We start from the raw sequence: 12,982 nt of genomic DNA on the forward strand, positions 1-12,982 counted from the left end.
TATCTTTGTCTTGCTCTATCTCAGAAATGGATAGTATTCTCTTGCATTTGAAGTGAAATCTAAAAAACATTCCAAGATTAACTCGAAACTTTATTTCCAAACAAAAAAACAATCCGATACCAAAATTGTTCAAATTTTTTATGAAATTTACAGAAAATAATTGACTTTCCTTTCTTCTTTCTTTAAAATAGTACAAAACTAGAAAAAGGAAAAAAATCATGACCAAAACAATTCTTGTTACAGGTGGAGCTGGCTACATTGGCTCCCATACCGTTAAAGCTCTTTTAAACGCTGGATACCAGGTTCATGTCCTAGATAATCTTTCTACAGGAAATCGTTCGGCTGTGGATAGTCGTGCTAGCTTTAAACAACTGGATGTTTATGATGCTAGTGCCTTAAAAACTTACTTGGAAGAAAACAAGATTGATGCTGTTCTGCACTGTGCAGGTGAGATTGTTGTTAGCGAAAGTATTGAAAATCCAAGCAAATACTTCACTGCCAATGTTGCTGGTATGAACCAAGTCCTCAAAGTCTTATCTGAAGTTGGCATTCAAAAAATCATGTTCTCTTCGACTGCTTCCCTCTATGGTAATAACTGTATTGACAAGCCTGCAACTGAAGATACCCTGCTCGACCCTGTCAACCCTTATGCAGAAACAAAACTGATGGGTGAACGAATGATTTACTGGATGGCCAATCGCTACGATTGGAAATATGTCATTTTCCGTTACTTTAATGTAGCTGGGGCTGAAATGGATGCTTCAAACGGTCTGCGCGTGAAAAATCCAACTCATATCATTCCCAATATCAACAAAACTGCATTGGGACAAAATGATAGCCTAAAAATATTTGGAGATGACTACGATACACGTGACGGTTCATGTATTCGAGATTACATTCACGTTTTGGATCTTGCACAGGCTCATGTTAAAGGGATGAACTACCTATTTCAAGAAGACAGTTCTTCTCAAATCTTTAACTTGGGAACTGAAAAAGGTTATACCGTCAAAGAAATCTTTAAAACTGCTGAAGAATTACTTAACCAAGAAATACCACACGAGATTGTTGCGCGCCGTGCTGGTGACCCAGCTAGCGTCCTAGCAGACGCCTCAAAAGCTAAAAAATATCTTGATTGGAAGGCTAGCTACTCCCTCGAAGATATTATTTTATCGGATTATCATTGGCGTGTTAAAGAAGGCAAAAACATTTTGGAATAAATAGCAGAAACATCAATAATAAATAAAAACACAGATAGATGGCACTTGATAAAGACCAAGTATCATCTATTTGTGTTTTATACATTAGAATCCAATTTATACTCTTCGAAAATCTCTTCAAACCACGTCAACGTCGCCTTACCGTATAGATGTTACTGACTTCGTCAGTTCTATCTGCAACCTCAAAATAGTATTTTGAGCTGACTTCGTCAGTTTCATCTACAACCTCAAAACCATGTTTTGAGCAGCCTGCGACTAGTTTCCTAGTTTGCTCTTTGATTTTCATTGAGTATTATTTTGAATTTCTCTTTAAAGAAAAATGATCTGGGACGGGGTCCTTACCTGTTTTCGACCAGGGGTGGCAACGTAAAATCCGAGCCAAACCCATCAAGACACCCTTGAAGCCATGTTTTTCAATAGCCTGAATCATGTAGTTGGAACAAGTAGGTTCAAAACGACAAGAGGGTGGAAAGGCTGGTGAGATAAAACGTTGGTAAAAGCGTACTGGCGCTATTAAGATTCGTTTCATTATTTCTTGGTTACAGCCATGGTGTGTAGTTGGCTGATTTCTTTTTTATTGAGGCGACGAGCTTCACCTGGACGAAGCCCCGTCAAGTCTAGATGTCCAAAACGTGTCCGAGACAACTTATCCACTTGGAGGCCGACAGCTTCAAACATCTTTTTAACCTGGTGGTTTCGCCCTTCATGGATAGTCAACTGCACTACAGAGCGATTTTTAACTGGATCTACTTTGAGAATTTCATAAACAGCTGGCTTGGTTTTCTTGCCATCAATCTCAAGTCCACGGGTCAAGGGGCGGAGGTTTTCCTTATTAGCCACACCTTTAACACGCGCAACATAAACCTTGTCAATCTCATTACGGGGGTGAATCATCTCGTCTGTAAAGTCCCCATCATTGGTCAAAATCAAGACACCTGATGTATCCCAGTCTAAACGTCCAACTGGATAAATGCGTTCTTTGACATTGGGCAAGAGGTCGACAACCGTCTTGCGGCCCTTGTCATCTGTCACACTGGAAATCACACCGCGTGGTTTATTAAGCAGATAGTAGACCTTTTCTTCGTTGTAGATTGGTTGACCTTCCACTTCGACTTTGTCGCCAGCCTTGATAGTGGTTGCTAGTTCACGCACCACTTGGCCGTTGACCGTTACCAAGCCTTGCTTGATCAGCTCTTCTGCTTTTCTCCTACTGGCCACACCTGCGTGGGCAATATATTTATTGATTCTCATCTTCTTCTATCCTTTCACCAAATAATTGGCTTTCTTGAGCTTGAATCTCAAGCTCATCAATCACTGGCAGTTCTTCCAAATGGTTAATCCCCATGTAATCTAGGAAATAATCCGTCGTTACATAGAGGTTAGGGCGTCCAAGCACCTCTTTTTTCCCGTCTTCTCGTATCAATTCAAAAGCCTGTAACTTTGCCAAAGCTCCACTCGAATTAACCCCACGAATAGCGTCGATTTCTATACGTGTGATAGGTTGCTTATAGGCAATAATGGACAAGGTCTCAAGGGCCGCCCGAGATAAACTCTGGTTGATGGGAGCTTTGGAGTATTCCTTCAAAATCGCTGCAAATTGAGGCTTGGTCACCAATCTGTATGCTCCCCCTGTCTCAATCAGGGACAAGCTCGAATCCTGGTCTTTTTCATACTTTTGGGCTAATTTTTCTAAACTCTGCTGGATGCCTGTCGGGGGAAGCGATAGGAGTTCAGCCAACTGACGGACTCGAATCCCATCTTCACCTGCTACAAACAAGAGCGCTTCTATTTCTGCTAAAGTACTCATCTTTCCTCTCTATCAAGTCTAGCTTTGTGCCTCTTGACTTTCTTCCTTCTTTTCCATGAGATAAATATCTCCGAAACTTTCCTCTTGCACAAGAATCAGCTCCTGGGTTTTGATTAACTCTAGGGTTGCCAAAAAGAGGGTGATGACCTCTTGGACATTCTGGGCTTCCTTAAACAAATCCTGCAAGCGCAATTGATCTCGTCCAGTCAAGGACTCTTTCACGATAACCATCATGTCCTCAATCTTATACTCATCCCGCAAGATAGTCGTGTGATTCTGTGCAAACTCCTCTTTTTTCTTGGATAGGATATTTGAAAAAGCCAAAAAGAGGTCAATGGTCGTCTTGTCATGCACAAGCTCCGCATCTTCGTAAATCAACTCTGTCGGCGCTTTGGAATAATACTGGGCCCGATCTTGGTGCTTGGCTTCCAAGTGCTCCCCCAAGAGCTTGAACTTGCGGTATTCTTCGATTTGAGAGAGAAGATCCTGCTCTAGATCATCCTCCAAGTCTGTCACTTCTGCTACCTTTGGAAGGAGTTTGCGACTCTTGATCAGCATGAGCTGACTGGCCATGACCATGTACTCCCCCGTCACTTCCAGACGCATGGCCTGCAGGGTTGAAACATAGGCTAGATACTGTTCGATAACTTCCGTAATGGGCACATCGTAGATATCCATCTGGTACTTAGAAACCAGGTGCAAGAGCAAGTCCAGCGGCCCTTCAAAATCTTTTAATTTAATATCCATTATCTATATTTTTCTAAGGTCAGGACTGTTTTTAATCCTAATTTTTTTGCAATTTCGTACAAATCGACCTTCTTTTCTATTTGTCTTAGAATAAACTGTTCCCGCAAGGCTTGAGCGGATAAGGCTGGAAAACCTTTCTCCTTGACAAAAGACTCTAGCTGACGAAAGGCCCACTGACGAGAATAGGCTTTCCCTCCCCTTTCAAAGAGGTAGGTCTGGCCCATCAAGGGTTCCAATTCTGAAAGCAAGCTCGTGGGAATGCTGACAATCCTCTGTTGGGAAGCCTTCTTGATTCGCAACACCTGAAAATCCAGATTGATATCCTCAACCTTGAGAGCTAAAATCTCACTCGGCAAGAGCCCTATTTCCAAGATAAGAAGAGCCAGCAAGCGCCCCTCTGAATAGTCACTTTCCTGCCAAAAAGAGGCTAGGTCTAACAGTTCTGGCTTTTCGGTCTTCTTTTCAGCTTGTTTAGCTAATTCCAAGCGGTAAAAGCTATCCACTTCTCCTTTTTGATAGAGAAAGTAGAGAAATTGGTTACAGGCCGAAATCTTTCGCTTCTGGGCGCTGATTTTTAGATTGGCTAACTGGGCTTGGTAAATCTTGAGACTAGTCTCAGAAATCCGCTCGCCTACAATGTCTAAAAATTGCTCCAGATCATACTTATAGGACTGCTTGGAATTGGCAGACAAGCCCTGCTTTTCCTCTAAAAAGTCTGAAATCCTATCTCTCATTTGCATCGAATTTCATAGTCCTTACTAAAGTCATGCAAAAGAGCATTGACAGCCTTGAGGATAGACTTACGCGTGATAATCCCTTGGAAAATCCCTTCTGCGTCCACAACAGGTAAAAAAGACTCATCTACCAGCTTGTGCAAGACCTCCGTAATGGTAAAATCTGGCGAAACAACCGCTACATTCCTTTTCGTCATATGAACGATATCCGTATCTGCCATGATTTCTTGACTCAAGTCATGCTCCATCTGATAAGCCATAATATCTCTGAGCCCAATCGTCCCAACAAACTGTTTTTCATCTGTCACAACGGGAACACGGGTATAGGTCATCTGACTGAGCAAGAGGGTCGCATGATCCGCATTGTGAGTATCAATCAACACAGCTAGATTTTTAGCAGGAGTCAAAAAAGTTTCTTCTTGCCCCAACAAGAAAGTCTCAAACTCCTTGGCAATCATCGGCTAAACTCCTTGGACAAGCCCGGATACACCTCATGGTCTCGTGTCAAAAAGTCGACTTTGAAATAACTGTCATCAATTTCCACACGAGCATAGAGACATTCTCTGATGGTCCCACGTGGTTGACTGATAGAACCTGGATTTAGAAAGAGGGTCTTTCCTTCCATCCAAGCATTTGGCACATGCAAGTGACCATAGAGACAGATATCGGCCTCTTCTTCCTGAGCCCAGTAGTCCAACTTTTGAAAGTTGAAATTGATGTCAAACAAGTGACCATGGGTTTGGATAATCTTGGTCGAACCAAGCTCGGTCACCAAACGTTCTGGGTAGCCGGCGTAGAAGTCCATGTTCCCTTTAACAACACGGATGCCTTCCCAAAGGGGAGAATCAGGACGCAGTTCAGAATCGCCGTTATGAAAAACGGCATCAACTTTGCCTACATAGCGATCACGGATTTCTTCCACAATCAAGCTATCGCCATGAGAATCGCTCATTACAATGATGGTTTGCTTTGCCATGATGGAAATACCTCCAAAAGTTTCTTAACGGCTAAGGCACGGTGAGATTGACTATTTTTTTCTTCAAGGGTTAATTCAGCTGAGGACTTGCCTGTCTCTCCTACCAGGAAGAGAGGATCGTAACCAAATCCATTTTCACCCTTAGGTTCAAAGTTAATGTAGCCTGGCCAGTCTGCTTCAACAACCAAGCTTTCCTTGTTTGGACTGGCCACGACTAGGGTTGTATGGAATTGAGCCGAGCGGTCCTTGAGTTCAAAGACCATGGCCAATTCGTGCAAGAGTTTGGCATTGTTTTCACGGTCAGTAGCTCCCACACCTGCGAAACGAGCTGACCAGACACCTGGCAAGCCACCAAGGACATCGACTTTGAGACCTGAGTCATCTGCCAAAACCATCTTGCCCGTTAATTGAGAAATAGTTTCTGCCTTGAGGCGGGCGTTTTCTTCGAAGGTCATGCCTGTTTCTGCTACTTCAGGTAAGTCAGGATAGTCATTAAGATTTTCCACATCGTATCCTAACTTGTCAAAGATAGCTCGAAATTCCTTGGTCTTGCCCTCGTTACGAGTCGCAATCAACAAGGTTTCTCTAACCTTGTTTGTCTCAAAGAAGTCGTGAACATTGACCCCTTCTTTAGGCAATTCCACATACAAGAGTTGCCCATTTTCAACCAAGAGCAGGGCCCCTTGACGTTGAATGACTTCCAAGTTACGTCCCATTTCTTGGTTGAGGATATCTACCACAAAAGACAATAAACGGTAGCGAGAACCATAGCGTAAAACAGCAACTGAAATCGGGAAACCTCGTTCCTCGTCTCGAAAGATTTTGGCCAATCCAACCAGAGGGAAATCCAAGTCTTCATCAGTCAACGTCCGGACGCCACCAAAAATAGCATAGGACCCGACATACCAGTCCTGGTCATCCTTGTATTCATAAATTTTATTTGTCATAATTCTACATGCTCCACATGAATCTCTTTTTCAAGCCATTCTTCACCAATTTGTGCAAAACTTTGGCTGCTGGCTGTTGTGTAAAAACGGTGATGGAGTGGTCCGGCATCGCGACCACGATTGATTTCAAAATAATTAAGTAAGACTGAGATATCCCGTACGCACTCTGCCCCACTATCGATGAGCTGAACCTTGGGTCCCATGACATTTTGAATAATGGGTCTGAGGAGTGGATAATGGGTACAACCCAAAATCAGGCTATCCACCTTTCCAACCAAGGGACGTAGGGTTTCATAAACTACTTTCTTAGTGACACTGGTTGACAGAGCCCCAGACTCCACCAAGGGAGCAAACTTGGGACAGGCCAAACTCTCCACCTGTAAGTCCGGATCCAGATCATTGATTTTCTGTCGGTAGATGTCAGATTGTACCGTCATAGGCGTTCCAATGACTCCGATTTTCCCACCTTGGCTGGACTTGATGGCTGCCGAAGCTCCTGGCAAAATTACACCTAGGACAGGAATATCTAGTTGAGCCTTGATTTCTTCCCAGACGACCGCAGTCGCTGTATTACAAGCAATGACAATCATTTTGACATCCTTGGTCAAAAGAAAGTTGACCAACTGCCAAGTATATTCACGAATTTGCTCAGCAGGACGGGGCCCGTAAGGCGCGCGTGCCGAATCTCCAATATAGACGATTTCTTCATGGGGAAGTTGGCGCATGAGCTCGCGCACAACGGTCAAGCCCCCGACACCCGAATCCAAAAAACCAATTGGTCGATTATCCATACAGTCTTCTTTCTAGTCTTTTTTCTGATTGATAGTTCATTATGATTATTGATCCTTATGAACTGAATGACATCCTAATCAACAACTATCTCTCTTAATCATAATCAAATATCAATAGAATGCAAGGAAAAAGTCTCATCCCTAAAACCATAGCCAACATAGTGAGAAGTCTGGAACTTTCATCCCAGACTTTTCCTTATTTATTTTTTCTTTTTATTGTTAGCAAGGGCTGCCTTTTGTTGGCGGATGATTTGGTGGTAAACTTGTTGTACCTTAGCTTCGCTTGGTTTTTGACCATTTGCACTCAAAAGAGTACGAACTGCTTCAGCATTCAAACGTGGGTTGTCAGCGAATTCTTTTTCAATTTGCTTACGAACCAAGTACATTCCTCCAAGAGCTCCTCCTAGAAAAGCTAGCACAATCAATACAATTGCTAAAAGTAAATCCATCATATTTCTCCTGTTTCTTTTTGAGTCTCTTTCATTATACCACAAACTAGCCACCCTGACTAGTTTGTTTTACGCTTTCAGGAATGGGGAGGCTGTAATTAAAGTTGGCTTATCTTTCTAGTTTTAACTAGAAAGAATATAAAAAAATACACTCCCTTACCATTCATTTCCTCCACTTTTTTAATACAAAACAATATCAACTATATATCCTTCTTAAATCCCTTTGACAACACTTCATTAGCTGGTAAAATCAGATTAACAATATAATATAGAAACAAAAGTCCGTCTCATTAAAAATGAAAGCGCTTTTAATTAATAAAGGAGGTTTCCATGGAAAAAATTTGGAGGGAGAAATCCTGTCGCTACAGTGTTCGGAAGCTAACAGTCGGCACAACCTCTGTTTTGCTTGGAGCGGTTTTTCTAGTTAGTCATACCGTCTTCGCTGATACCATTGAAGTACAGCAAAACGAGCCTACACTGGAGAAAACTACAGCTAAGACAGATACCGTTACGAAAACAACTGAATCAACCGAGCACATACAGCCAAACGAACCAATTGATCATACAAAACCAGTTCTAGCTACTAATAGTTCTTCTGAAAGTAAACCCATTGAGGCTGATGTTACTTCTGCTACAACTAATCAAGTCAGTACTGAGGCTATTGTAAAACCTAACGAAAATAAGGAAGTCGAAAAACAAGAACTACCTGTGACAAAACAAAACAACTATCAACTCAACTATGATCGACCAACAGCTCCTTCCTATGATGGCTGGGAAAAACAAGCACTCCCAGTTGGGAATGGTGAAATGGGTGCTAAGGTTTTTGGTCTCATTGGCGAGGAGAGAATCCAATACAACGAAAAAACTCTTTGGTCAGGTGGACCGCGTCCCGACAGTACCGACTATAATGGAGGAAACTATCAGGAACGGTATAAAATTTTAGCAGAAATTCGTAAGGCTCTTGAAGACGGAGATCGCCAAAAAGCCAAACGATTAGCTGAACAAAATCTAGTTGGACCAAACAACGCCCAGTATGGACGTTATCTAGCCTTTGGTGATATCTTCATGGTCTTCAATAACCAGAAAAAGGGGCTGGATACAGTTACAGACTATCATCGTGGTTTGGATATCACAGAAGCCACTACTACAACTTCTTACACCCAAGATGGAACGACCTTTAAAAGAGAAACCTTCTCAAGTTACCCTGATGATGTCACCGTGACCCACTTGACCCAAAAAGGGGACAAAAAACTTGATTTTACAGTTTGGAATAGCTTGACAGAAGACTTGCTTGCTAACGGAGACTACTCAGCGGAATATTCTAACTACAAGAGTGGCCATGTTACGACAGACCCAAATGGTATCCTACTAAAAGGTACAGTCAAAGATAATGGCCTCCAGTTCGCATCCTATCTAGGAATTAAAACGGACGGAAAAGTTACTGTCCATGAGGATAGTTTAACAATCACAGGAGCTAGCTACGCTACGCTTTTACTCAGTGCCAAGACTAACTTTGCTCAGAATCCAAAAACAAACTATCGCAAAGACATTGACCTCGAAAAAACAGTTAAAGGCATTGTAGAAGCAGCTAGGGGCAAAGACTATGAGACACTTAAAAAGAACCATATCAAAGACTATCAAAGCCTCTTTAACCGCGTCAAACTAAACCTAGGTGGAAGCAATGCTGCTCAAACGACAAAAGAGACCCTTCAGACCTATAACCCTAGCAAAGGGCAAAAACTGGAAGAACTCTTCTTCCAATACGGACGTTATTTATTGATTAGTTCATCTCGTGATCGGACAGATGCCCTTCCTGCCAACCTACAAGGAGTCTGGAATGCCGTAGACAATCCACCTTGGAACGCTGACTACCACCTCAATGTCAATTTGCAAATGAACTATTGGCCAGCCTACATGAGCAATCTAGCTGAAACAGCCAAGCCAATGATCAATTACATTGACGATATGCGTTACTATGGCCGTATCGCTGCTAAGGAATACGCCGGTATCGAATCCAAAGATGGACAAGAAAATGGCTGGCTGGTTCATACTCAGGCGACACCATTTGGCTGGACTACTCCTGGTTGGAATTACTATTGGGGTTGGTCGCCAGCAGCTAATGCCTGGATGATGCAGAACGTTTATGACTACTATAAATTCACCAAGGATGAGACTTATCTCAAAGAAAAGATCTATCCAATGCTCAAGGAAACTGCTAAGTTCTGGAACTCCTTCTTGCACTATGACCAGGCCAGTGACCGTTGGGTGTCTTCTCCATCCTACTCACCAGAACACGGTACCATCACCATTGGAAATACCTTTGACCAATCACTAGTCTGGCAGCTATTCCATGACTACATGGAAGTCGCCAACCATCTGAATGTCGACAAAGACTTAGTTACAGAGGTCAAGGCTAAATTTGACAAACTAAAACCACTTCACATTAACAAAGAGGGACGCATCAAGGAATGGTACGAAGAAGACAGTCCACAATTCACTAATGAAGGCATTGAAAATAACCACCGCCACGTTTCCCATCTGGTAGGTCTCTTCCCAGGTACGCTCTTTAGCAAGGACCAGGCTGAATACTTAGAAGCTGCACGTGCTACCCTCAATCACCGCGGAGATGGTGGTACTGGTTGGTCTAAGGCCAATAAAATCAACCTCTGGGCTCGTCTCTTAGATGGTAACCGTGCCCATCGCTTACTCGCTGAACAGCTCAAATATTCAACCCTAGAAAACCTTTGGGATACGCACGCACCTTTCCAAATCGATGGAAACTTTGGAGCAACCAGTGGAATTGCAGAAATGCTTCTTCAATCACACACTGGCTACATTGCACCATTGCCAGCCCTTCCAGATGCTTGGAAAGACGGTCAGGTTTCTGGTCTGGTTGCCCGTGGTAACTTTGAAGTTAGCATGAAGTGGAAAGATAAAAACCTGCAAAGCTTGTCCTTCCTTTCAAATGTCGGTGGAGACCTAGTTATAGATTATCCAAATATCGAAGCCAGTCAGGTTAAGGTTAATGGCAAATCTGTCAAAGCAACTGTTCTTAAAGATGGCCGCATTCAACTGGCAACACAAAAAGGTGATGTCATTACCTTTGAACATTTCCCTGGTCGTGTAACCAGTCTGACAGCAGTTAGACAAAATGGCGTCACTGCCGAACTTACCTTCAACCAAGTAGAAGGCGCTACCCACTATGTTATCCAAAGACAAGCGAAAGACGAATCTGGCCAAACCTCTGCAAGCAGAGAATTTGTGACCAATCAAACCCATTTTATCGACCGTTCACTCGACCCTCAACTCGCCTACACTTATACTGTTAAGGCTATGCTGGGTAATGTTTCTACACAGGTATCCGAAAAGGCCAATGTCGAAACCTATAACCAATTGATGGATGACCGTGACTCTCGCATTCAATACGGATCTCAATTCAAAGATTGGAGCGACACTGAATTATATAAGAGCACAGAAAAATATGCGGACATCAATAACAGTGACCCAAGTACTGCTTCAGAAGCTCAGGCAACCATTCCATTTACTGGAACAGGTATTCGAATTTACGGACTTAAAACATCCGCTCTCGGAAAAGCTCTCGTGACACTAGATGGCAAAGAAATGCCAAGTCTAGACTTCTACACTGCTGGCCCTACCCAAAAGGCAACCTTAATTGGAGAATTTACTAATCTGAGCGATGGCAATCATATTTTGACATTGAAAGTTAATCCAAATTCACCAGCAGGTCGCAAGAAAATTTCTCTAGATTCATTTGATGTGATTAAAGCTCCAGCTGTAAGCTTGGATAGTCCAAGTATCGCACCACTTAAGGAAAATGACAAAGAAATTTCCTTAACCCTTCCAGCTGGAGACTGGGAAGCAATCGCTGTGACCTTCCCTGGTATCAAAGATCCACTCGTTTTACGCAGGATAGACGATAATCATCTAGTTACGACTGGGGATCAGACTGTCTTATCAATCCAAGATAATCAGGTACAAATCCCTATCCCTGACGAAACCAATCGAAAAATTGGAAATGCGATAGAAGCTTATTCTATCCAGGGAAATACAACAAGCAGTCCTGTAGTAGCTGTCTTTACCAAAAAGGATGAGAAGAAGGTTGAGAATCAGCAGCCAACTACAAGCAAGGGAGATGACCCTGCTCCTATTGTAGAAATTCCTGAATACACTAAGCCTATCAGTACAGCCGGACAGGAACAACCACCTGTAGTAAATAATCCGGAGTATACTAAACCTATAGATACAGCCGGACAGGAACAACCACCTGTAGTAAACATTCCTGAGTACACTCAACCTATCGGCACAGCGGGACAAGAACAGCCACCTACCGTTTCTATTCCTGAGTACACTGAGCCTATCGGAACTGCTGGACAGGAACAACCGCCTACTGTTTCTATCCCTGAATACACTCAACCTATCGGCACAGCAGGACTAGAGCAAGCGCCTACGGTTTCTATTCCTGAGTACACTCAACCTATCGGCACAGCAGGACTAGAACAACCACCTACTGTTTCTATTCCTGAATACACTCAACCTATCGGCACAGCAGGACTAGAGCAAGCGCCTGTAGTAAACGTCCCTGAGTATACTAAGCCTATCGGCACAGCAGGACTAGAGCAAGCGCCTGTAGTAAACGTCCCTGAGTATACTAAACCTATCGGCACAGCAGGACAGGAGCAAGCACCTACGGTTTCTGTTTCTGAATATAAACTTCGTGTCTTAAAAGATGAAAGGACTGGAGTTGAAATTATTGGAGGGGCGACTGACTTAGAGGGAATTTCTCACATTTCTAGCAGACGTGTCTTAGCTCAAGAACTATTTGGTAAGACCTATGATGCTTACGATCTTCACCTTAAAAATCCAACAGACCAGAGTTTGCAACCAAAAGGAGCTGTCTTGGTTCGCTTGCCTATTTCCTCTGCTGTCGAAAATGTTTACTACCTAACTCCATCAAAAGAGTTACAGGCACTCGATTTTACTATTCGCGAGGGAATGGCAGAATTTACGGCTACTCATTTCAGCACCTATGCTGTCGTTTATCAAGCTAATGGAGCATCAACTACTGCAGAGCAAAAACCAAGTGAAACAGATATCAAACCATTAGCCAATAGCTCTGAGCAAGTTTCATCTAGCCCAGACCTTGTTCAATCTGCAAATGATTCTCCTAAAGAACAACTTCCAGCTACTGGTGAAACATCTAATCCACTACTATTCTTGTCAGGATTGAGTCTAGTCCTAACAGCAACTTTTCTACTTAAGAGTAAGAAGGATGAGTCCAACTAACTTTTAACCA

12 protein-coding genes are annotated in these 12,982 nt (G+C 42.9%); 2 read left to right on the forward strand and 10 right to left on the reverse strand.

Annotated elements, in window-relative coordinates:
- The first annotated feature begins 218 nt into the window (after positions 1-218).
- Positions 219-1,217: a UDP-glucose 4-epimerase GalE gene (gene galE, locus B7697_RS01615; RefSeq protein ID WP_084950001.1), complete on the forward strand. Its 999-nt coding sequence runs from the start codon at positions 219-221 to the stop codon at positions 1,215-1,217.
- A gap of 292 nt (positions 1,218-1,509) precedes the next feature.
- Here galE and yidD read toward each other — a convergent pair whose 3' ends face one another.
- The 10 genes from yidD to B7697_RS01670 all read right to left on the reverse strand — a co-directional run bounded on the left by yidD (position 1,510) and on the right by B7697_RS01670 (position 7,668).
- Complete coding sequence (yidD, locus tag B7697_RS01625; RefSeq protein WP_061759315.1) at positions 1,510-1,746, reverse strand: membrane protein insertion efficiency factor YidD; 237 nt, start codon at positions 1,744-1,746, stop codon at positions 1,510-1,512.
- Entirely contained in the window at positions 1,746-2,468 is a 723-nt protein-coding gene (locus tag B7697_RS01630) for a pseudouridine synthase (protein WP_084950003.1), read from the reverse strand. The genes yidD and B7697_RS01630 overlap by 1 nt, the downstream gene beginning before the upstream one ends.
- The gene (scpB, locus tag B7697_RS01635) at positions 2,455-3,024 is read right to left on the reverse strand and encodes an SMC-Scp complex subunit ScpB (protein WP_000105285.1); all 570 of its coding nucleotides are present in this window, start codon (positions 3,022-3,024) and stop codon (positions 2,455-2,457) included. Before scpB ends, B7697_RS01630 begins: the two co-directional genes overlap by 14 nt.
- Before the next feature lie 18 nt (positions 3,025-3,042).
- Entirely contained in the window at positions 3,043-3,771 is a 729-nt protein-coding gene (locus B7697_RS01640) for a segregation/condensation protein A (protein WP_084950004.1), read from the reverse strand.
- A complete protein-coding gene (xerD, locus tag B7697_RS01645) occupies positions 3,771-4,505 on the reverse strand; it encodes a site-specific tyrosine recombinase XerD (RefSeq protein ID WP_312023120.1) in 735 nt (244 codons plus the stop codon). Before xerD ends, B7697_RS01640 begins: the two co-directional genes overlap by 1 nt.
- Positions 4,502-4,963 carry a cyclic-di-AMP-binding protein CbpB gene (gene cbpB, locus B7697_RS01650; RefSeq protein ID WP_049543743.1) on the reverse strand — a complete coding sequence of 154 codons (462 nt, stop codon included), beginning with the start codon at positions 4,961-4,963 and terminating at the stop codon, positions 4,502-4,504. Before cbpB ends, xerD begins: the two co-directional genes overlap by 4 nt.
- Positions 4,960-5,481, reverse strand: a complete 522-nt coding sequence (locus tag B7697_RS01655) for a metallophosphoesterase (RefSeq protein WP_020902175.1) — start codon at positions 5,479-5,481, stop codon at positions 4,960-4,962. Before B7697_RS01655 ends, cbpB begins: the two co-directional genes overlap by 4 nt.
- Positions 5,457-6,428, reverse strand: a complete 972-nt coding sequence (locus B7697_RS01660; protein WP_000182403.1) for a nucleoside-triphosphate diphosphatase — start codon at positions 6,426-6,428, stop codon at positions 5,457-5,459. The genes B7697_RS01655 and B7697_RS01660 overlap by 25 nt, the downstream gene beginning before the upstream one ends.
- On the reverse strand, positions 6,425-7,219 hold the full coding sequence (gene racE, locus B7697_RS01665) for a glutamate racemase (protein ID WP_033684754.1): 795 nt from the start codon (positions 7,217-7,219) through the stop codon (positions 6,425-6,427). The genes B7697_RS01660 and racE overlap by 4 nt, the downstream gene beginning before the upstream one ends.
- 200 nt (positions 7,220-7,419) lie before the next feature.
- Entirely contained in the window at positions 7,420-7,668 is a 249-nt protein-coding gene (locus B7697_RS01670) for a YneF family protein (protein ID WP_000364990.1), read from the reverse strand.
- A gap of 330 nt (positions 7,669-7,998) precedes the next feature.
- Here B7697_RS01670 and B7697_RS01675 point away from each other — a divergent pair, with 330 nt between their 5' ends.
- The gene (locus tag B7697_RS01675) at positions 7,999-12,972 is read left to right on the forward strand and encodes an SIALI-17 repeat-containing surface protein (RefSeq protein ID WP_084950008.1); all 4,974 of its coding nucleotides are present in this window, start codon (positions 7,999-8,001) and stop codon (positions 12,970-12,972) included.
- Positions 12,973-12,982 lie beyond the last annotated feature (10 nt).

Origin of the sequence: Streptococcus mitis (assembly GCF_002096895.1) — a bacterium.
Classification (GTDB): Bacteria; Bacillota; Bacilli; order Lactobacillales; family Streptococcaceae; genus Streptococcus; species Streptococcus mitis_AH.

What these genes read in the sequence shown, in the direction of transcription:
- galE (WP_084950001.1), top strand. Translation starts at nt 219, where the DNA reads ATGACCAAAACAATTCTTGTTACAGGTGGAGCTGGCTACATTGGCTCC.
- yidD (WP_061759315.1), bottom strand. Translation starts at nt 1,746, where the DNA reads ATGAAACGAATCTTAATAGCGCCAGTACGCTTTTACCAACGTTTTATC.
- B7697_RS01630 (WP_084950003.1), bottom strand. Translation starts at nt 2,468, where the DNA reads ATGAGAATCAATAAATATATTGCCCACGCAGGTGTGGCCAGTAGGAGA.
- scpB (WP_000105285.1), bottom strand. Translation starts at nt 3,024, where the DNA reads ATGAGTACTTTAGCAGAAATAGAAGCGCTCTTGTTTGTAGCAGGTGAA.
- B7697_RS01640 (WP_084950004.1), bottom strand. Translation starts at nt 3,771, where the DNA reads ATGGATATTAAATTAAAAGATTTTGAAGGGCCGCTGGACTTGCTCTTG.
- xerD (WP_312023120.1), bottom strand. Translation starts at nt 4,505, where the DNA reads ATGAGAGATAGGATTTCAGACTTTTTAGAGGAAAAGCAGGGCTTGTCT.
- cbpB (WP_049543743.1), bottom strand. Translation starts at nt 4,963, where the DNA reads ATGATTGCCAAGGAGTTTGAGACTTTCTTGTTGGGGCAAGAAGAAACT.
- B7697_RS01655 (WP_020902175.1), bottom strand. Translation starts at nt 5,481, where the DNA reads ATGGCAAAGCAAACCATCATTGTAATGAGCGATTCTCATGGCGATAGC.
- B7697_RS01660 (WP_000182403.1), bottom strand. Translation starts at nt 6,428, where the DNA reads ATGACAAATAAAATTTATGAATACAAGGATGACCAGGACTGGTATGTC.
- racE (WP_033684754.1), bottom strand. Translation starts at nt 7,219, where the DNA reads ATGGATAATCGACCAATTGGTTTTTTGGATTCGGGTGTCGGGGGCTTG.
- B7697_RS01670 (WP_000364990.1), bottom strand. Translation starts at nt 7,668, where the DNA reads ATGGATTTACTTTTAGCAATTGTATTGATTGTGCTAGCTTTTCTAGGA.
- B7697_RS01675 (WP_084950008.1), top strand. Translation starts at nt 7,999, where the DNA reads ATGGAAAAAATTTGGAGGGAGAAATCCTGTCGCTACAGTGTTCGGAAG.